The following is a 20435-nucleotide window of genomic DNA, read 5'->3' on the forward strand; positions in this document are numbered from 1 at the left end:
ATAGAATCTGGGATAACTGGTCTAAAATGAAGCAAATAACTATCAGTAGCAGCTCTACAGCAAGTTCAAATTTAACATCACGACCTTCAACGGCGTTTTTGAAAATAGCTACAGCTAGTCCAATTATAATGACGCTCAACAAACCCAGGAGCATTATTCTAAAACAGCCTTTCTATTCCTTTACTCCCCCTCCGCACTGTAGGCGATAATTTGGTCAACTGTATCAGACAAGAATTGAATGGTATCACGGAGTGGTTTATCTGTTGAAATATCGGCTCCAATAATCATAGCTGACTCAAGTGGTGTTTTGCTACCACCTGATTTGAGGAGATTGAGCCAGTCTTCAGCTCCAGTTTCCGAATGTTTCAGATGGAGATAACCTGCAGTCGAGATAACTAGTCCTGCTGAGTAAGTGTAACTATACAAGCCCATGTAGTAGTGAGCTTGGCGCATCCAAGTCAAAGCTGCATCATCATCGATTTCAATGGCATCTCCCCAGAAATCGGTCAAAACTTCCTTCATAATGCTGTTGAGTTTGCTTGCTCCGAAAGTTTCTCCTTCTTCAATCAATGTATACACTTTACGCTGGAAGGCTGCTTCCAAAAGGTGAGTGATAAAGTTATGGAAGTAGGTGTCTGTCAAGCGGTGAGCCAGAGCGAAGCGTTTTTGACGTGGGTCGTCAGACTGGTGCTCCAAGTAATCACTTAAAAGCAATTCATTGAAGGTTGACGGTGCTTCGACATAGTAGGTAGACATGTGAGCATTAAAATAGCTCTGGTGGTTGTCAGAAAAGATGAATTGACCAGAGTGACCAATTTCATGAATCAAGGTATAAACATCGCTCAAACGACCTGTCCAGCTCATGAGAACATAAGGATGCACACGGTATGGATCAGCTGCATAGCCACCAGAATCCTTACCACTATTAGCAGCAAAGTCCACCCAGCGTTCTTCTTGATAGCGAGCAATTTCTTGACTGTATTCTTGACCCAATGGTGCGACTGATTTCATGACCAAATCATAGGCATCATCAATGCTAACCTCTGGATTAAGAGCACTATCCAAATCCAATTTCCAGTCGGCAAAGGTCATCTTCTCAAGACCATTGACCTTGGCAACATGCTTGAGATATCGCTGAGCAACTGGCGCAAAGTCCTTCATGATGAGATCAATCTGACGATCAAACATAGCACGATCTACTTCTTGCTCAGCTAGAAGATAGTCAAAGACGGAGTCGTACCCCTTCATATCTGCCAAGAGTTTTTCAGACTTGACTTGGGCTAAATACGCTGCGGCTGCCGTATTTTGGTGCTTACGTAGTCCTTCTGAGAAGGAACGGAAGGATTTCTCACGAACTTCAGCATCTTCATGGTTTTGGTAGAAGTTCTCATAGGTCACAAAACTGTTTTTGTAGGTTTTTCCATGGGCCTCAAAGTCAGCCATTTCAAAATCTCCAGCTCGCATCTTAGTATAGATATCCTGTGGACTATAGAAAACTTCACCTAGATTGGTCAAGGCCTTTTCCACATCCGCCCCAAGATAGTGGGCTTTTTTGATTTTCGCCTGACGAATAGCCGACGTCAAGTGTGGCAATTCACCCAAACGGTCCAAGACTTCTTCATCTGCTTCTACCAAAGCGTCATCAAAGAAAGTTAAGGCTACACTGGCATCTGTTTGAAACTCCATCCCAGCTTGGGCGATATTGGCAAAATCTTCATTACTATAGTCTGTCGTCTGAGGCATAAAGCTGTAATTGCCGATATGGCTCATCTGAATGTAGATTTGTTCCAATTCTGCAAAGGCCTTCTCGAAATCTTCAAAAGTGTGAAGATTGCCCTTATAGTCACGACTAAATTGATTGATATCTTCACGTGCCTTCTCAATCGCACGCAAGAAATCCTCGCGGTCTTGGTATAGGGCTGTCAAATCCCAAAGTTCCTTTTCGGGAAATTCTGAACGGTGTTTTTGTTCCATTTTCTTCCTCTTATTTCTCTAATTCTAATAAAACACTGATAGCTGACAGGGCATAAAGCGGTGCTGTTTCTGCTCGCAAAATACGAGGACCAAGACCTGCCAAGACTACTCCTTTAGCTTCAAAACTCTCGATTTCTGCAGGTGAGAGACCACCTTCTGGACCAAAGATAAAGAGCAATTTAGCTCCTTTTTCCAGTCCAGCAACTGCTTGTATAAGTGCGGCTGATTCACCTTCTTTAGCCGACTCTTCATAGGCCACCACGATACGATCAAACTGGTCAAGTTGGGCTAGAAAATCTGCTTTCTTCTCAAAAAGGGTGAGGTTTGGGACAAAGTTGCGCTTGCTTTGCTCGGCTGCTCCAAGGGCGATTTTTTCTAGTTTCTCGACTTTTTTCTCTAGTTTTTTACCGTCCCATTTAGCAACTGACCAGTCTGCAGGGAAGGCCCAAATCTGACTGGCACCTAGTTCCGTCACCTTTTGAGTGATAAACTCCAACTTATCTCCCTTGGGAAAACCAGATGCGATGGTCACTTGGACTGGCAGTTCCACATTGTCAGCTAATTCTTCGAGCAGCTCAAACTGACGCGCCTCCACATTGACCACGCGCGCCAAACGCTTAATGCCATCATCAAATACTAAAGCGACCTCATCATCTTCTTTCAGGCGCATAACCTGAAACATATGCTTGCTAGTTTCCTTGTCCTCGATGGTGACAGGAGAGACTGCACTCCCCTTGACAAAATACTGCTGCATGCTAGCCTCCAATCACACCTGAAATATCCTTGGTTTTCTTAAAGACACAGGCATTCCATTCCCCTTGAACCATGTGGGTTTCAAGGAAAAATCCAGCTGACTCAGCCGACTCGCGCACCATGTCCCACTTGTCCTTGATAATCCCACTCATGATGAGGTAGCCTTCGTCCTTGACCAAGCGGTAAGCATCCTGTGTCAAATGAATAAGGATATCCGCCAAGATATTAGCTACAATCACATCTGCCTCAATCTCAACTCCCTTAAGCAAATCTCCTGCTGCTACATGGATGTTTTCCATACCAGGGTTGAGCTCAATATTTTCCTGAGCAACTCGAACTGCTACATCATCCAGGTCGTAGGCGAAAATTTCCTTAGCACCAAGCAGCGAGCTGGCAATAGAAAGGACACCTGAGCCAGTACCCACATCTAGCACCGTTTCGCCACCACGAAGAACCTGTTCCAAGGCAAAGAGGCTCATCTTAGTGGTTGGATGGGTCCCCGTACCAAAAGCCATACCTGGATCCAGCTTGATAATCTTTTCCCCAGCAGTCGCCTCATAGTCTGTCCAAGAGGGAACGATGGTCAAATCATGAGTGATACGAGCTGGTTCATAGTATTTCTTCCAGTTGTCTGCCCAGTCTTCCTCAGCCAAGGCAGTCGTCCCCATTTTGACCTCTCCCAAATCCATAAAATCCGTCAATTCTGATATGCGAGCCTGCAAGTCTGTCTCAACCACTGCCACATCAACTGTATCAGGATAGTAGGCTGTCACTACGATTTCTTCTTGCTGCTCGACCTCTGGGAAAATCTCGCCGAAGCGGTCAACATTTCCCACATAGTCCATACTATCTTCGATCGCAACACCTTGCGCTCCTAGCTCAATCAAGAGATTGGAAACCAACTCCTCTCCCTCACGCTTAACTGTAACTTTTAACTCTTGCCATGTTTCCATCATTAAGATACCAAGCCCGTAAAACACAAAGCCAAAATAGAAACTTCTCTGAAGACGCTTGTGTATAAGAGAAGTTTATCTTTTTGGCACAGTGTTTAAGGCGAGTTCAGTTTAGAAATGTAACTGAACTATCCTTTCTATTTCTCTATGCATTTTTTCATGTATACCATATCCATGCCTTCTTTTTCAGGTTCAATATGGGTTTGATGGTAGCCGTTCTTCTCATAGAAAGCAACCATACCTTCATCCTGTAATACTGTACACAAATCCCACTGTCTAACGGTTGGAAATTCCTCTTCTAGCAAGCGCAATCCCTCAGAGCCATAACCTTTTCCTTGATACTGGGGCAAAATCGCTGCCGTTCCCAACCAAGCTTTCGTTAACTCGTCATTGGTCTGAACTCGTAAAAATCCGATGTTTTCATCCTTTTCTTTCACAAAGTAGTAATAGCTATTGGGACGCTCGACTAGTTTCCACTTAATTCGTTCACGGTCCTCCAGATAAGGATCGTATTCATCTTGGTATTTGTCATAAACAGCCTTAAAGCTAGCTCTTTGAATCGCAATGATGGTCTCCAAATCCTCTGCTCCTGCTCGTTCAAGTCTAATCATACTCTTCCTCCAAATAATCTCTCACTCTATTCTGCAACTGAGGGATAACTTGACTGGAACTAAGAAATTCCTCAACATTCATCAGCTGATATCCCTGTCCTTCATCTCCAAATACGATACTGTCAAACTGTTCTTGACTGAGCTGACCAACCATAAAGACAGACTGCCGACCTTCACAGAGCATGCTGGGATAGACTTTACTCCAAAGTAGGCATTCTTCATTTAAATGAATTCCCAGTTCTTCATTAACTTCACGCGCCACGCACTCAAAAGGGCTCTCGTCCCCTTCGCGGCCACCACCTGGCAACTCCCACATGTTGGGACAAGGGATATTGTCCTTGTCATCACGTAAGATAGTCAAGACCTTATCCCCACAAATCAAGGCAATTTTAGAGCCTGTAAAATCAGAAATTTCTATTTCCATATTAGACTCCTTCGGCTAATTCCTTTTCCAGCTCGGCTAACCAGTTTTCATAATATCTTTTCTCATCCCGCAGCATTCGGCTGCTATTCATTTTCTGTCTAGCAATCTTCATAGCCTTGTGAGTTTGAACTACATCTTTCTTTACCTTAAATTGATACCAAGCTTGAATGACCTGCATATCTGCTGTTTTTAGAGATAAAAAGGATTTGACTCCTCGAATGCTTGCATATTCTTCCGCTTTCTTATTATCTCCTTCTAGCAAGGTTACTTGAAGAAGGTATAACTGAGAAATTGTTCTAATCATTGAGTTATCTGTATTTTCAAGTAAAGTTTGCAAGTGCTTTTTAGCTGACTCAAACTTACCCTCCATGATAAAAACTAATCCCTGTAGTGCTGATACACTACCAACAAAGCTCCCTTTTGCATCCTCAGGAACTGGTTGAACAAAATCTTTCAAATCATATTCTTGAGGAGCCAGCAAAGTTTGAGCAGAATGCCTCAACATCACATAAGCATAAGTCACATTCTCAGGATGCCGCATCATTTCTACTATTTTTGCTCCATCGGTGATGCCGACTGGCAAAATGTTATTTAGAAAGAAAGACAAATTAAGAAAAATCCAAGTCCCTGCAAAATACCAGCTTCTTGTCAAAAATCCAAACACTATCGCCAATAATATCAAGCTGAGATGAACCATCAAGCCTCCTGAAAGCATCAGGATGATTCTTTGATCGTTTTCGTCCTCTTTTAAACCAATGTATTGAGCGCCAACATTTTTGAGAACAGCTGTTCGGCTAAGATAAAACTTGCCTGACTTTTTAACCAAAAGAAAGTTGCCTAATCCAAAAGCTACTAGCCTATAGCCTGTCAAGTAACCACAAAAGGCATGTCCCAGCTCATGAAGAATAAAGATCACATACATGCTTAGAAGAGCGAAGGCATAACCAAAAGTAAAGGCTAAAACTGCGGAATATCCCAACTCTGCAAATGCGATGGTTCCACAAGCAAAAGCTAGCATAATAAAGGCAAAAGCTAGCACATAAACCAAATAAGTCCCAATTTTCTTCATAAAAATCTCCAACCAACTCCTAATATCTCGGATAAGGGTAAAATTCTCCCTCTTCCAAGCCTGCTTTCCCTTCTTCAAAGACTTCTTGGTTCCATTCCATGACAAATTCTTCTGCTTCTGGGTCTTCCAAAAAGTCCATGAGGGCATCTAGTCCAACCTCTGCAGTATCTTTGAGAAATAGCGCAAAATAAGCTAAAAATTCACGAGAAAAACCTTTCTTAGGCAGGTAAGGGATGACTGTGAGATAGTCTTCTACATTAACTGTTGACTTGGCAGGGTTGTAAAAAAGCACCGCTTCTTCAAAAAGGATATCGTCTGACGACACCTCTCCGTCCTCATCCAGCATCTCCACTCCTGCGGCATTTTGCGCTTCAAGTAAAAAACTCACTTCTACCGCATGATTGCGCTTATCCCAACTAATCTCATAATCAAAAGGAAAGTTCTTGTCCAACTCTTCTTCTAAAACATCTAAAAATCCGTATGTTGCCATTTTGTCCTCTTTCTATACGACTCTTAAATCGCCCCGAATACTCGGAAATATGCTAAAATAGATACTACCATATTACCACATTAGTATCAGAAAATCCATGTTAGAAAGGACTGCTATGCCAGACAATCTCGCGCTTCGTATGCGCCCCAAAACCATTGACCAGGTCATCGGTCAAGAGCATCTGGTGGGCCCAGGAAAAATCATCCGTCGCATGGTGGAAGCTAACCGCCTGTCATCCATGATTCTTTATGGACCTCCGGGCATCGGAAAAACCAGTATCGCTTCAGCCATCGCTGGAACGACCAAGTATGCCTTTCGGACCTTTAATGCGACAGTTGATAGCAAAAAACGTCTCCAAGAAATCGCCGAGGAAGCTAAATTCTCAGGAGGCCTTGTACTACTCCTTGACGAGATCCATCGTCTCGACAAAACCAAGCAAGACTTTCTCCTTCCTCTCTTGGAAAGTGGATTGGTTATCATGATTGGGGCGACAACTGAAAATCCTTTCTTTTCTGTCACCCCAGCCATCCGTAGTCGGGTTCAGATTTTTGAGTTGGAACCTCTGTCTAACCAAGATGTCAAAGAAGCCATTCAAATCGCCCTGACTGATCCTGAACGAGGTTTTGATTTCCCAGTTGAGTTAGATGATGATGCCCTTGATTTTATCGCAACATCTACCAATGGAGACCTCCGTTCTGCATTCAACTCGCTGGATTTGGCAGTTCTTTCTACTCCGGCAAATGACGAAGGCATCCGCCATATCACGCTCGATATTATGGAAAATAGTCTGCAGAGAAGCTACATCACCATGGATAAGGATGGAGACGGACACTACGATGTTCTCTCAGCTCTGCAGAAATCCATTCGAGGTTCGGATGTGGATGCTAGTCTCCACTATGCTGCTCGCTTGATAGAGGCTGGTGACCTTCCTAGCCTGGCACGTCGTTTGACTGTGATTGCCTATGAAGATATCGGCTTAGCCAATCCCGATGCTCAGATCCATACCGTCACTGCCTTAGATGCTGCGCAGAGGATCGGTTTCCCAGAGGCTCGCATTCTCATTGCCAATGTCGTCATTGATCTGGCACTCTCGCCCAAGTCAAACACAGCCTATGTAGCTATGGATAAGGCTCTGGCCGACCTTAAAACGTCTGGTCACCTACCGATTCCAAGACATCTTCGAGATGGTCACTATAGCGGTAGTAAGGAACTGGGCAATGCTCAAAACTACCTCTATCCTCATAGCTATCCTGGTCACTGGGTCAAACAAGATTATTTGCCAGAAAAAATCCGCGACCATAGCTACTTCTCACCAGAAGATACTGGGAAATACGAACGAGCCCTAGCTCAACGCAAGGAAACCATTGATAAATTACGAAATTTGTGAAATCCTTTCCAAATAATTACATTTACCCCTTGATTTTTTTTGAAAAAGTGGTATTATATAAACATAGAAACGCTGTGGTGTACGACCTCACACTTAAGTGTTGACCGACTATTTTTTGTATTATTAGGGAAACAAAAGTCTTCTAACAGCATGTAGGCCGTCTCACACGGAAACAGCTTCAGTTAGAGCGAGTTGCCCACCTGCTTAATTGCGCGGGTTCAATACAAACCGTGAAGTTTCGGCACCAATACAGCTTTTTGTTTGCCTCCTTAGCTCAGTTGGTAGAGCAGTAGACTCTTAATCTATGGGTCGCAGGTTCGAGCCCTGCAGGGGGCATCTAAATCAACAGGAAAAAGCCTTGGTTTCAAGGCTTTTTTTGCTTGTCATTTTGTTTTTTGTACCAAATAATTATAAAAGTTTTCTAACGTTATCAAATTCTTCATTTATTTTCTCTTGTAGTGTATGACCATATACTGCTTTTCTTCTATAGCCTGAGACTCTTTTGATGAATATAAATCCGCAGAAAAAGTAAATGCTTCTAGGAAAACATTATCTGCTCATACTGTTTTATTACATTCTTGGGTATGTAATAAAACCAGCACAATCAAGAAGAGATTAATAAATAGTAATACAAGTATTTTATTGTGTTTGATTTCCATAACTATATTATGGTCGGTCGCCTTCTTCTTATCAAAAGGTTTTGAAAAATAAAATTATCAACATACTAATAACTAAATTTAAAGAGAGTTTTTCAACTCTCTGATTTATTTTCTTATCTCACATAAATACTTCACATGTCCAGGATCATCAAATTCATTTTTTTCAATAGCATATGCCACATTCGTATCCTTATTGAGAAATAGTACCATAGAATATGGTGCCATGAAGCTTGCTTTCTCTTCTAAAAACCAAGAATCAAAACACTGATCCCCTTCATATAATATGATTCTTTCATATTCATCTACATCATCACAATCTGAGAGTCGTGCTCTTACTTCAAAATTAGCACTAGGTTCTTTTCTCAAGATATCCCCGATCCAATAGGTTGCTTGTTGAAGCGAATAGAAATCAGCAATTCCCCAACGGAAATACTCACTCATTTTTTCATCTACAAATTCAAAATCTTCAGTGGTGTCCATATCTCTAAAACTTGTTATTCTCATATAGTATTCTCACTTTCTATTTATACAACTTGTTTCTATTTTACAGCAAGCAACAAGGTTAGCTTGTTATTTATAGGATATTCTTAGTTTTAATAATTCACTTACAATCCTTATATAAAATTATTATAGCAAATTTATGTAACTTTGTCAATTTTGTCAGATTTAGTACGCAATAAGATTCTTCTATCCCAAGTATCTGATATCATTTTCTTCTATACAAAAATAAAGATCTTCTTGCAGGGGGCATCTAAATCAACAGGAAAAGTCTTGAGTTCCAAGGCTTTTTTGTTATTCTAAAGTAGATTTGACCCACTATTTTTTATGAACTTTCTTTCCAGACATCATTAATCTTATGACACTCTTCAAAAAATTTAAAACAAAAGTCTTGCTTTTCTTTTTATTTGTGTTATACTTGTTCTTGTATCGGATACAAGTTATCTAAAGGAGTTTATATGGATACAAAATTTTCAGTAGCCTTACATATCCTAACCATGATTAGTGAGAGCAAGGATACCTTAAGTTCTCAAGCACTAGCAACAAGCGTTGGCACCAATGCGAGTTACATTCGAAAGGTAATCGCCTTATTGAAAAATGCAGGCCTGATTACTTCCCATCAAGGAAAAACGGGTTATCAACTTAGTAAGTCCCCAAAGGAAATGACCTTACTTGAAATTTATTTTGCCACACAAGAAGTCAACCACATCAGCCTATTTCCCGTTCATCAAAATAGCAATCCGGATTGCCCAGTAGGGAAACATATCCAGGCTGCCGTCTCGCCACTATTTGCTAGCGCTGAAGCTCAACTTGAGAAGGAACTAGCCCAGCAAACCTTAGAAGATGTCATTGACAATCTTTATAAAGAAGCCAAACAAAAACGAAACTGATTTGCATGCAGATCAGTTTTAAAAAGACTACACTTGTATCTATATCAGATACAACAAAAAATAGAAAAGAGAAGACAATGAAAGCTGCACAACATACATCATACAACAAAAAGAATATCACACTGAACATCACAAAAATCGCTAAACCAAGTATCACAGACAAAGAAGTTTTGGTCAAAGTCACCGCAGCTGGTGTTAATCCTCTGGATAACATGATTTCCCGAGGAGAAGTTAAGATGATCGTCCCTTACAAACTCCCACATACTGCAGGTAATGAAGTGGTCGGTATCATTGAAGAGATCGGTAGCCAAGTCAAGAATCTCAAAGTCGGAGACCGAGTTTTTGGGCGTCTCCCACTCGACCACATCGGTGCCTTTGCAGAATACCTAGCTGTCGATAGCCAAGCCTTGGCCAAGGTTCCAGACTATCTGTCTGACGAGGAAGCCGCTGCTGTGCCTTTGACTGCCTTAACCATTATGCAAGCCTTAGAACTCATGGGTGCTCAAGCTGGCAAAACCATCTTTATCTCTGGTGGTACAGGCGGTGTCGGCGGCATGGCCATTCCGATTGCCAAGGCTAAAGGTTTGACAGTCATCACCAATGGGGCTGGAGATAGTGCTGAGCGTGTATTGAACCTAGGAGCAGACCGCTTTATAGATTACAAAACAGAGGATTATACAAAAACTGTTAGCCAGGTTGATTATGTTCTCGATACTCTTGGGGGCGCTGAGACTGAAAAACAAATGTCTATCATGAAAAAAGGTGGTCAGCTTGTTTCCCTCCGTGCTATGCCAAATGGTGACTTTGCCAAACGCATGAACCTGCCAAAATGGAAACAGATCCTACTTGGCTTAGCCGGTCGCAAATTTGATAAGATGGCTGACAAATACGGTGTTCACTATCATTTTATCTTTGTAGAAAGCAATGGCGCTCAATTACAAGAGGTCGCTGACCTCTTTAGTAAATTAGAAATCAAGCCATCTATCGATACAGTCTATCCATTTGAAGAGGTAAATAGCGCCTTAGACAAGGTCGCTAATGGTCGCTCACGTGGAAAAACAGTTCTCAGCTTTAAGAAATAAAAAGGAAAACACAATGTCATATCTTACAACTAAAACTCAATACATCACTGTCGACGGAAACAAAATCGCCTATCGCGAACTCAGCAAAGGCAAATCAAAACTACCTCTTCTGATGCTGGTCCATTTGGCAGCAACTCTCGATAACTGGGATCCTAAACTCTTAGACTTGATTGCTGAAAAGCACCATGTCATTGTAGTCGATCTTCCTGGTGTTGGAGCTAGTCAGGGCAAAGTTGCTTCGACGATTCCTGGAATGGCTAAGCAGACAATTGACTTTGTAAAAGCGCTTGGTTGCGATAAAATCAATCTTCTTGGCCTTTCTATGGGAGGAATGATTGCCCAAGAAATCATCCGAATCAATCCTCCTCTAGTGAACCGTTTGATTTTGGCTGGAACAGGACCTCGAGGTGGAAAAGAGGTCGATAAGGTCACAGGGAAAACCTTTAACTATATGTTTAAAGCGGGACTCGAGTGCATCGATCCTAAACGCTATATCTTCTATAATCATGATGAACAAGGGAAAATTGAAGCTTTGAAAGTCCTAGGACGAATGGGTATGAGAACAAAGGAATTTGCGGATAAAGACATGAACCTATCAGGATTCCTAACTCAACTCAAAGCTATTAAACGTTGGGGAAAAGATTCGCAGGACGACCTTCAATTCATCACCCAACCAACCTTAATCGTCAATGGTGATAAGGATATGCAGGTTCCAACGGAAAATTCTTATGATATGCATGAGAAAATAAAAGATAGTAAGCTGATCATCTATCCAAATGCTGGCCACGGTTCGATTTTCCAATATGCAGACGAATTTTCAAAAGAATTAAAAGCTTTCTTGGAGGACTAATATGGTCAAAACGATTCTAATAACAGGCGCTACTGACGGTATTGGTAAACATTTGGCAAAGAAACTGGCTAGTGAAGGGCATCATGTCATCCTCCATGGTCGAAATCCTCAAAAGTTGGAATTGGCTACTCAAGAGGTTCGGGCAGTTTCCTTGAGAGGCAGAGTTTCGAGTTATTTGGCAGAGTTTTCAAAATTAGATGATGTTTATAGATTTGTAGAGGAAATCAAGCGAGACTTTCAAAGTATTGATGTCTTGTTTAACAATGCTGGCCTGTATGCTGGAAAAGAACGAAAAGCGAGTGCTGAAAATGTCGAGTTGACTTTTATGCTATCTGTTCTGGTTCCCTATATATTAACAACTGAGCTAAGTTCCTTGTTAGAAAAAGCGTCTGACGGCCGTGTCATTAATACTTCTTCCTATATGCATCATTTTGCCAAGGTCAAGGATTTAGACTTTGGATTTGAGAACAACTATAATCCCGGATTGGCCTATAATAATTCCAAACTCTATACCATTTGGATGACACGTTATCTGGCAAGAGACTTCTTTTTAAAAGGTTCAAACATCACCATCAATACCTACCATCCAGGTTTGATTTCAACCAACTTGGGGAGTGATTCCAGTGATGAAAAGACTAAAAAGTCTCTCTTCGGACGCTTGATGAAGTCATTTTCCAAAAATCTAGACGAGGGAATTGAAACAGGCTACTATCTTACATTGTCAGAAGAAATCACTGATTTGACTGGCTACTATTTTGATGAGAAGAAAGTGAAATCTGTATCTGAAAAAGGCTATACTTTTGAGAAAGCTCAAGATTTAATCACTTACTGTAATGATAAAATTGAGTTGTTTAAAACAACTGTTTAACCAGTTCGATTACTTCTAGTTGAATATAAAAAGCCTTAGAAATCAAGGCTTTTTATATTCGTTGTCTAGTCAAGGTCAGAATCTATTTATCCAAAAAGTGAACCACCGGTTTGTCCCACTTCTTCTTTTCACTCTTAATTACGGTAAAAATGACTATCTTTGTCGCTTAGTGATTGGCCGATTGCCAAGACATCTTGGCTACCGTCTGTACCTGTTAATTCATTTTGGACTCCAGCTGGAGTAAAGATCAGGCGTGCTCCTTCTCCGCCTCCAACAAGATGAATTCCTGTCAGATAGTAACCGTCCTTCTCCTCTACTTGATCCATCTCATATTTAAAAGTTCCTTTTGAACTCTGTATAGTCACGATGCCGTCAGCTGTAATCGTAGCTGTTGTTCCTGCATAATTCTCCCAAGTTCCAAGGAATTTAGAATAATCTTTTTGATTTTCCGTCTTTGTCTCAGTTTGAGTAGCTGTAGCGCTTGAAGAACTTGTATCAGACTTCTGTTCCTCTTTTTGGCTAGCTTCTGTTTTGTTCGACGATTCCTTTGTCACTTTAGAGGAAGTATTCTCCTGATTTGAAGCTGAAGTATTCTTGTCAGCCTTTCCACCACAAGCAGCTAATGTCAAGACCGCCAGCAAAGTAAGGGCTGAAAGACTAGTATAACGCAATGTTTTGTTTTTCATAAAAATCTCCTTTTGAAATGATGACCCAGTTTAGTCTGAATCTAAAATGGCTAGTCCGAAATTACATATATTTTTGACGGCTAAGCCCTAGTTTTCAGTGTATCATTTATTTCCATATAATTCAATAGCTATTTGACATCAAAAAAGGTTAATCCAATCAGGAATTAGCTCTTCTATTTTTAGTAGATAAACATGGCATCGCCAAAGCTAAAGAAACGGTATTTTTCATCGATAGCATGCTGGTAGGCTTTGAGGACCAATTCACGGCCTGCAAAGGCAGAAACGAGCATAACCAAGGTAGACTTCGGCAAATGGAAATTAGTAGAAAAAGCATCCACCACCTTCCAGTCATAGCCCGGCTTGATAAAGATATTAGTCCAGCCAGAATCGGCCTGGATTTGGCCGTCAAACTTGCTTCCGATAGTCTCTAGTGTACGGATAGAGGTTGTCCCCACAGCAATGACACGGCCACCATTTTCTTTGACCTGACGCAAGGTCGCTGCAGCTTCCTCAGACAATTGATAAAACTCTGAGTGCATCTCGTGCTCATCCAGATTATCTACTGAAACAGGTCTAAAGGTCCCAAGTCCAACGTGCAAGGTCAGGTAGACTAGGTGAACGCCTTTTTGCTGGATTTCTTCTAGTAATTCTTTGGTAAAATGTAGCCCTGCAGTTGGGGCTGCTGCTGATCCACTCTCCTTAGCATAGACTGTCTGGTAACGTTCACGGTCATCCAATTTTTCATGAATATAAGGAGGCAAAGGCATTTCTCCAAGACTTTCAAGTACTTCTAGGAAAATTCCTTCATACTCAAAACGGACAATACGACCACCATGGGTTAATTCCTCAGTCACGACTGCGCTAAGTCGACCATCACCAAAGATAACACGGGTGCCGACCTTGAGACGTTTAGCTGGTTTAGCCAAGACCTCCCATTCGTCTCCTGCTGTATTTTTCAAAAGCAAGAGTTCAACATGGCCCCCTGTTTCTTCTTTTTGACCATGAAGTCGAGCTGGCAAGACACGGGTATCATTCATAACCAGGGCATCACCTGGCTCTAGCATTTCAATAATGGAGTGAAAGTGGCGATCTTGAAATTCACCTGTTTTGCGATTGACCATCAAGAGTTTAGAGGCATCGCGCTTTTCCAAAGGCGTCTGAGCAATCAATTCCTCTGGCAAGTGAAAGTCAAAATCATTGGTATTCATTGTAGTCATATTTCCTTTTCTTTTCTAATGTACTTACGATTAGCTATCAAAACGAACTTCTTCAAGCAAATACTCGATGAAGCGTTCACCCATCTTAGACAAGCTAGTCTTTTCATGCTGGATATAAACCAGCTCAATGGGATCATCAATATCAAGTGGAATCGAGACAATATTGTCCCCATTAAGATTACTATTGAGGATACCTGTCGCGATGGTATAGCCGTCCAAACCAATCAAGAGATTGAACAAGGTCGCACGGTCACTAACCACGATGGATTTCTTGTGGTGTTCTTGTGACAAAATCTCTTCTGAGAAATAGAAGGAATTATGGGTTCCTTGGTCATAGCTCAAGTAAGGGAAGTCTTCTAGGTCTGCCAACTGCACCTTGTCTTTTTTGGCAAGAGGGTTGGTCTTGCTGACAAAGATATGGGGCTGCGCTGTAAAGAGAGGATGGGCCACTAGATGATTGTCATCCAACATCTTTGAAAGAACATCTCGGTTATAGCTATTTAAAAAGAGGACTCCTACTTCACTGCGGAAGTTCTTGACGTCGTCGATAATCTCCCAGGTTCTGGTTTCACGCAAAAAAAGCTCGTACTTTTCCATATCGCTTTTCTTAAGTAAGGAAACAAAGGCATTAACCACGAAGGCATAGTGTTGCGAAGACACACTAAAAAGCTCGCGATGAGCGATTGGATTCTTATAACGTTCTTCTAGGAGTTGAGTTTGCTCGACAACCTGACGGGCATAGGATAGAAACTCCATTCCATCACGTGTAAGGGTAATTCCCTTAGGATTTCGGATAAAAATCTCAATTCCCATCTCATTTTCTAGGTCACGAACTGCATTTGACAGACTAGGCTGAGTAATGAAAAGTTGCTTGGCAGCTTCATTCATCGAACCAGTCTCTACAATTTTGATAATATAGTGTAATTGTTGAATTCTCATGCTTTTATTGTACCATACTTGAGGCAATATAAAAAGAACCAGTCACTGAAAGGTCTGTGGCAAGGCTTAGATGAGTGCTTTCAAATGACTTTATCTAGCACTTTAAAAAGAGGTTGAAACAATTCCAACCTCCTTTAATCTTTATTATTATACAAGCTTTTTAATCGAAACTCAGCTTCCTCTTTCCCAGAAGATGGCTAATAAAATCATAGCCCCGAGAACTGATGGGATAATGGCTGTACCGTTTAGGTTTGGCCCCCAGGCGCCAAAGAGTAATTGTCCTAAAAAGGAACCAATCCAGCCGAGAAACATTTTCCCGAAGCAGCCCATTCGTTCGCCACGATTGGTGATAGCTCCTGCTAGTAGTCCGATTAAAAGCCCGACAAACATACTTCCAATCATAGTTTCTCCTTAAATTGCCCAATCTCCATTGCGGAAGAGTGGTACGCGTGTCCCATCCTCACGGATACCATCAATATCCATTTGGTTAGAACCAATCATAAAGTCAACGTGAACATCTGAACGATTAAGTCCTGCAGCTTCAAGTTCTTCTTCGCTCATCTCAGCTCCACCAACAACGCTCGTTGCATAGGCTGCACCAATAGCCAAGTGGTTTGAAGCATTTTCATCGAAAAGGGTGTTAAAGAAGGTAATCCCTGACTGAGAAATTGGACTTGGATCTGGTACCAAGGCACATTCACCCAAGGCACGCGCACCAGCATTCTTAAAGACGAGGTCCTTCATAACCTGGTCACCCTTTTCAGCTGTGATATCAACGATTTGACCATTTTCAAAGGTCACCTTGATACCTTCGATGATATTTCCATTGTAGCTGAGTGGTTTTGTAGAAGTGACATAACCATCTGCGCGACGGAAGTCAGGAGCTGTAAAGACTTCTTCTGTTGGCATATTTGGCAAGAAACCTTCTCCTTGAGCATTGATCGCTCCAGCAGATTCCCAAACGTGGTTCTTCGGCAAGCCAAGTGTCAAATCTGTTCCAGGCGCTGTGTAGTGAAGGGCTGAGAATTGCTCTTTATTCAGCATTTCCGCCTTGCTCTTGAGGATAGCAGCATGTTCTTCCCAAGCCTTAACTGGATCTTCTTCGTAGATACGGCAAGTTTTGAAGATTTGGTCCCAAAGGAGATCGACTGCTTCTTCGTCGCTTGCAGCATTTGGAAAGACCCTCTTAGCCCACTCAAGTCCAGCCGCTGCTGCTACAGTCCAGCTAACCTTGTTGGATTGAGTTGCGATACGCATTGGCTTCATAGCAATTCCCATAGCTTTGGCAGAAGCTGAGAGCTTTTCAGCATCTACTCCGTTCAAGGCACCTGGGTCAGAAGAACGAACACCGAGACGACTTGCTTTGTTTTCAAGAAGGTAGTTCATCTCAGCGATCTTGTATTCTGGTACATTGTCCAAACGCTCCATCGGCGCATGAAGGAATTTCTCACGGTTTACAAAGTCATCTGCCCATTGAACGATAACTTCGTGAGCCCCAAGTGCATAGGCTTCTTTGACGATTAAATGAGCCAACTCGCGTTGCTCCACATCGATAGAGAGAGCCAAGGTATGACCAGGTTGCACGTTAACTCCGTTTGCAACTAACAACTTAGCATATTTTTCTAGGTTTTCTTTAAAATTTGGTAAAACCATTCTGTTTTCTCTTTTCTATTTTTATTTTTCTTTCAAAGCAGAAAATAATCCTGCCAAAGCAATAGCACCTGACAAGAGTGCTGTCGATAGAAGAATTGTCTGATCAGCAAGTTCAAATTGGTACTCAAACACCTTCTCAGCCGGTTTATCTTCCGCAAAAATTCTTAGTTTCATGAAATGTCCTCCGTTACTAGTATATCACATATGATGTAAATTTAAAAACAAGCCTAATAAAGCTTGTTTTTAATTAACTATCACAAAAGTCGTGTACATATCTTTCCACTTCTTTTTCCATAGATTGAATCTCACAAATGCCCCATTTATCATTCTTTACCGTTACATCTGCCATCATCTGTAGTTTTAAACTCTGGCGATTGAAAATTCCTTCCCACTGTTTATATTTTGCACTCGGAACTAAATTTCCAAACTTCGAATTTTGACTATCTGTAATGATACAGAGATTCCCAAAGGAGTGCAAAAATTTATCATCAATTTTTTCAACTCTTTCATCACTATTTGGATGTTGTGGAAACCAATGCTCTATAGAACGACGATATGCAAATTTGAAATCTTCAAATTTAACATCGTATGATTTCTTTAATTCTTCACGATTTTTCCATAAAACATAATCTACAAAGTTAAAAGCATAAACAGGAATTGCCCCGTATTTTTTGATAGTTTTATCTTCAGTAAACAATCTTTCCTCAGCATATCTCACTGCCATTTTTTCAAGAAAATCCTTAAAGAGACTAGCAAATTCTGTTTGATTTAACTCTTCAATATGGTTAAACAGGAATTGCAAGATTTCATATAACCAACGACTATCTCGATTGGCAGTAAAGGTCACAGCAAACATGGATTGGAGAAGAATGATGTTTTGGTTACTTTCCGAATCTGAAAATGTATTCTTAGTAAAGCGTTCTTCAACTATGTAATGCTCTTTCGCTTTCCCATTAGGTTGATATTCATAATAAGCCCCCTTCTGTAAAAACCATTCATCCTTATTTCTACTTGAAGAATCCGTATTCGAGTTTCTAACGATGTAATTATCGAAAATATGTTTTATTCTAAGAAGAAATTCACTAAATTCAATAACCCAAGTTTTATCTTTATTTTTTATATCAAATAGTGCTAAGAGTTTCTTATCATCTAGTTGAATCTCATCAGTTTTCTTACCTTCCGCAATTGCCAATACATGGAGTAAGAATGTTGGAAAATCAATGATTGTAGTATAATCACCAAAATCTTTTTCTACTTCTATATTTTTTTCATTTATCTTTTTTCCTAATATATCTGATAACTTTCTTCTTTCATTTTGATGAAAATCAATATCATTATAAATATTATGAAATGAATAATTTGTAAAATGCCATCCAAAAATACGTTCACGTTCTTGAAAGTCATCTGCTCTCTTCCGCCGCATCTTAAACTGACTTGCTACCGGCTTATCAAAGTCTGCGCAAGCATCCCATATTCTCGCAAATTTTTGTGCCATTTCTTGATCTTCACCAAACTTAGCCATCATTTGCGCCTTAAGAATCTCATGAGCCTCTAGTTGTTCGCCTCGAGAGTTGAAACGTTCGAAATAAAGATTCAAATCTAAATCTTCAGGAAGTATACTCCGAAAAATGATGACATTCTCAAAAAGATAATCAACGAAAGACTGAGGATTAAGCTGACGCTCTCCTAGCACTTTTTTTAAGGCATCTTTAGCATGCCCGTAACCTCTAGTCAACTCATTTTCATCATCCTCTGAAATTTTTTGCTTGATAAATAGTTTTTGAATATTCTCATTTGATTTCTTCCGAGCTGGGAAGGTAAGATTGACAGCTTTCAATCTATCAAAACCAAACTCATGCTTCAAAGCTAGGGCAATCAAATTAAGAGCGGTTGTCCGCTGTTGCCCATCTATGATTTTGAAAATGTTATTCTCTTTATTAACGACTAATGTTCCAATATAGTAATTATCTCTATTTTCTTGAGAAGCATCTGCTACGTCGTTCAATAACTGTTCAATTTCATCATAAGTCCAAGCAAAATTTCTCTGATAAAGAGGAATAGCATAGGTATCTTCATTTAATAAACGATTAACTGATAAGCTTATATGTGTTTCTACCATTTATCTTTTTCCTCTTCTATAATCTTGTCCACAGTATAATTTTCAAATAGCTCTCTATCTATTTTGACCATAAAATCATTGGGAGTGACAGCATGAGATAAAAGTTGAAATAGCTTTTGAACCTCTTTTTGTCTAAACCTTCCACCAGCAGCATAGTTCCCAACTGTCGCATCATATATGGCTTTAGATTTAACTCTAGGGTAGTAAGACCAAATAAACAAGGTCTCTACTATCTCCTTTGATAGCTCCTCTTTTCCAAATCTATCTGCAAAAAGCGAGCAAATATTTACAAACAGATTGTGACACTTGAGATAGCGTCCTTTGGAGCTATTGTAAATGTTCAACATGCCTTCTGGGTAAGCTACATTTTTTTCTTCCCCTACAGACTCATCAGAAAATCCTAACTTTTCATTTAAAAAATCTTTATGATCTTTAATAGTTTCATGAGTAGATTCAATATATTCAAAAAATTTACTTCCATCAATGATTGGCATAGTGATGGACATGGGGAGTTTTTCAATATGACGATACAATTCTAGATATGGAAAGTTCTGATTCAAATCAACACCTTTAAAATCGTCAATAAAGTCCTCTGTAAAACGGAGATAAGAACCATAACGCTTGTTTGTCAATCCTGTCTCTCCTCGAGACCAACGTCTCATACGGAAAAGATGTTTATCAAACAACTCTTTGAGACTTAAATCTTTATCTTCCACAAATTGCTCCCACTTTTCCACAATTCCTTCATCTTCGGTATCTTGCTTGCGAAGATGATAGGCTTTGAGCAAATCATGAGGTTCTAGAGATTTTCCACGATTATTCTGAGAATCAAATAGCTGAAAGGCCTCTGATAATCGTTTCTTTGGCATAGTAATCACGGAGACAGAACAATTTTTCAATAAAAAATTGCAAATATCTTTTGCCTGATTTTCGCCAACCAATTGAGTCAAATTTTCCCACTCATTATAATTTTCACTCGCATGATAGCAAGATAGCTCTCCAAATACAGTAGCACTCAGCAGTTGCTTAGCACCCTTATAATTCTCTAAATCATCTAATAAATGAAGAAACAAGGAAATTGAAATTAGCCGTTGCTGTCCATCGACAACATCTAAGTATCCATCATTTTCATGCAAGATAACGGAACCAATCTGATATTCCTTTTTCCCCATAGCATCTCGTAAATCATAAAAAAGATTACGGATATGTTTTCTGTTCCATTTATATGGTCTTTGATAAGAAGGAATCCGCAAATTTCCTTCTTTCAATAGTTCTCCAACTTTTTTAGAAGTAAATTGAATAGTCATTTTATC

At 40.4% G+C, this 20435-nt stretch carries 21 protein-coding genes and 1 tRNA gene; 6 read left to right on the forward strand and 16 right to left on the reverse strand.

Features of this window, described 5'->3' with window-relative positions; translation table 11 throughout:
• Window positions 1-180: 180 nt before the first annotated feature.
• The 7 genes from pepF to ACORHT_RS08615 all read right to left on the reverse strand — a co-directional run bounded on the left by pepF (window position 181) and on the right by ACORHT_RS08615 (window position 6274).
• Window positions 181-1974, reverse strand: coding sequence for an oligoendopeptidase F (gene pepF / locus ACORHT_RS08585; protein ID WP_434350036.1), 1794 nt, complete (start codon window positions 1972-1974; stop codon window positions 181-183).
• A 10-nt stretch (window positions 1975-1984) separates the two neighbouring features.
• Window positions 1985-2728: a 16S rRNA (uracil(1498)-N(3))-methyltransferase gene (locus ACORHT_RS08590; RefSeq protein WP_434350037.1), complete on the reverse strand. Its 744-nt coding sequence runs from the start codon at window positions 2726-2728 to the stop codon at window positions 1985-1987.
• Window position 2729: 1 nt separating this feature from the next.
• On the reverse strand, window positions 2730-3680 hold the full coding sequence (gene prmA, locus ACORHT_RS08595; RefSeq protein WP_434350038.1) for a 50S ribosomal protein L11 methyltransferase: 951 nt from the start codon (window positions 3678-3680) through the stop codon (window positions 2730-2732).
• 137 nt (window positions 3681-3817) lie between these two features.
• A complete protein-coding gene (locus tag ACORHT_RS08600; protein ID WP_434350039.1) occupies window positions 3818-4291 on the reverse strand; it encodes a GNAT family N-acetyltransferase in 474 nt (157 codons plus the stop codon).
• Window positions 4284-4715, reverse strand: a complete 432-nt coding sequence (locus tag ACORHT_RS08605; RefSeq protein WP_434350040.1) for an NUDIX hydrolase — start codon at window positions 4713-4715, stop codon at window positions 4284-4286. Before ACORHT_RS08605 ends, ACORHT_RS08600 begins: the two co-directional genes overlap by 8 nt.
• A gap of 1 nt (window position 4716) precedes the next feature.
• Window positions 4717-5784 carry a M50 family metallopeptidase gene (locus ACORHT_RS08610; protein ID WP_434350041.1) on the reverse strand — a complete coding sequence of 356 codons (1068 nt, stop codon included), beginning with the start codon at window positions 5782-5784 and terminating at the stop codon, window positions 4717-4719.
• A 19-nt stretch (window positions 5785-5803) separates the two neighbouring features.
• Entirely contained in the window at window positions 5804-6274 is a 471-nt protein-coding gene (locus ACORHT_RS08615) for a DUF3013 family protein (RefSeq protein WP_434350042.1), read from the reverse strand.
• 115 nt (window positions 6275-6389) lie between these two features.
• Here ACORHT_RS08615 and ACORHT_RS08620 point away from each other — a divergent pair, with 115 nt between their 5' ends.
• A complete protein-coding gene (locus ACORHT_RS08620) occupies window positions 6390-7661 on the forward strand; it encodes a replication-associated recombination protein A (RefSeq protein WP_414276494.1) in 1272 nt (423 codons plus the stop codon).
• Window positions 7662-7924: 263 nt separating this feature from the next.
• Window positions 7925-7997: transfer RNA gene (locus ACORHT_RS08625), tRNA-Lys, on the forward strand.
• Between the two features lie 428 nt (window positions 7998-8425).
• Here the strand turns inward: ACORHT_RS08625 and ACORHT_RS08630 are convergent.
• Window positions 8426-8824: a hypothetical protein gene (locus ACORHT_RS08630; protein WP_434350043.1), complete on the reverse strand. Its 399-nt coding sequence runs from the start codon at window positions 8822-8824 to the stop codon at window positions 8426-8428.
• A 452-nt stretch (window positions 8825-9276) separates the two neighbouring features.
• Between ACORHT_RS08630 and ACORHT_RS08635 the strand changes: the two genes are divergently transcribed.
• From ACORHT_RS08635 to ACORHT_RS08650, 4 genes are all read left to right on the forward strand, one after another.
• Window positions 9277-9708 carry an Rrf2 family transcriptional regulator gene (locus ACORHT_RS08635; protein WP_434350044.1) on the forward strand — a complete coding sequence of 144 codons (432 nt, stop codon included), beginning with the start codon at window positions 9277-9279 and terminating at the stop codon, window positions 9706-9708.
• Window positions 9709-9785: 77 nt separating this feature from the next.
• Window positions 9786-10790 (forward strand): NADP-dependent oxidoreductase, encoded by a 1005-nt coding sequence (locus ACORHT_RS08640; RefSeq protein WP_434350045.1) that lies wholly within the window; start codon window positions 9786-9788, stop codon window positions 10788-10790.
• A 13-nt stretch (window positions 10791-10803) separates the two neighbouring features.
• A complete protein-coding gene (locus ACORHT_RS08645; protein WP_434350046.1) occupies window positions 10804-11640 on the forward strand; it encodes an alpha/beta fold hydrolase in 837 nt (278 codons plus the stop codon).
• Between the two features lies 1 nt (window position 11641).
• A complete protein-coding gene (locus ACORHT_RS08650) occupies window positions 11642-12508 on the forward strand; it encodes an SDR family NAD(P)-dependent oxidoreductase (RefSeq protein ID WP_434350047.1) in 867 nt (288 codons plus the stop codon).
• Between the two features lie 134 nt (window positions 12509-12642).
• Here the strand turns inward: ACORHT_RS08650 and ACORHT_RS08655 are convergent, their stop codons facing one another.
• From ACORHT_RS08655 to ACORHT_RS08690, 8 genes are all read right to left on the reverse strand, one after another.
• Entirely contained in the window at window positions 12643-13194 is a 552-nt protein-coding gene (locus ACORHT_RS08655; RefSeq protein WP_434350048.1) for a DUF6287 domain-containing protein, read from the reverse strand.
• A gap of 179 nt (window positions 13195-13373) precedes the next feature.
• Complete coding sequence (gene queA / locus ACORHT_RS08660; RefSeq protein WP_434350837.1) at window positions 13374-14402, reverse strand: tRNA preQ1(34) S-adenosylmethionine ribosyltransferase-isomerase QueA; 1029 nt, start codon at window positions 14400-14402, stop codon at window positions 13374-13376.
• Between the two features lie 39 nt (window positions 14403-14441).
• Window positions 14442-15350, reverse strand: a complete 909-nt coding sequence (locus tag ACORHT_RS08665; RefSeq protein ID WP_049530726.1) for a LysR family transcriptional regulator — start codon at window positions 15348-15350, stop codon at window positions 14442-14444.
• Window positions 15351-15521: 171 nt separating this feature from the next.
• On the reverse strand, window positions 15522-15752 hold the full coding sequence (locus ACORHT_RS08670) for a GlsB/YeaQ/YmgE family stress response membrane protein (RefSeq protein WP_434350049.1): 231 nt from the start codon (window positions 15750-15752) through the stop codon (window positions 15522-15524).
• Window positions 15753-15761: 9 nt separating this feature from the next.
• Window positions 15762-17003, reverse strand: coding sequence for an aminopeptidase (locus ACORHT_RS08675; RefSeq protein WP_434350050.1), 1242 nt, complete (start codon window positions 17001-17003; stop codon window positions 15762-15764).
• 21 nt (window positions 17004-17024) lie between these two features.
• Entirely contained in the window at window positions 17025-17177 is a 153-nt protein-coding gene (locus tag ACORHT_RS08680) for a hypothetical protein (protein WP_049504469.1), read from the reverse strand.
• Window positions 17178-17250: 73 nt separating this feature from the next.
• On the reverse strand, window positions 17251-19122 hold the full coding sequence (locus tag ACORHT_RS08685; protein WP_434350051.1) for a GmrSD restriction endonuclease domain-containing protein: 1872 nt from the start codon (window positions 19120-19122) through the stop codon (window positions 17251-17253).
• Window positions 19116-20429 carry a DUF262 domain-containing protein gene (locus ACORHT_RS08690; protein WP_434350052.1) on the reverse strand — a complete coding sequence of 438 codons (1314 nt, stop codon included), beginning with the start codon at window positions 20427-20429 and terminating at the stop codon, window positions 19116-19118. Before ACORHT_RS08690 ends, ACORHT_RS08685 begins: the two co-directional genes overlap by 7 nt.
• Window positions 20430-20435: the final 6 nt, after the last annotated feature.

The organism is Streptococcus sp. KHUD_014 (assembly GCF_051106275.1).
GTDB lineage: Bacteria > Bacillota > Bacilli > Lactobacillales > Streptococcaceae > Streptococcus.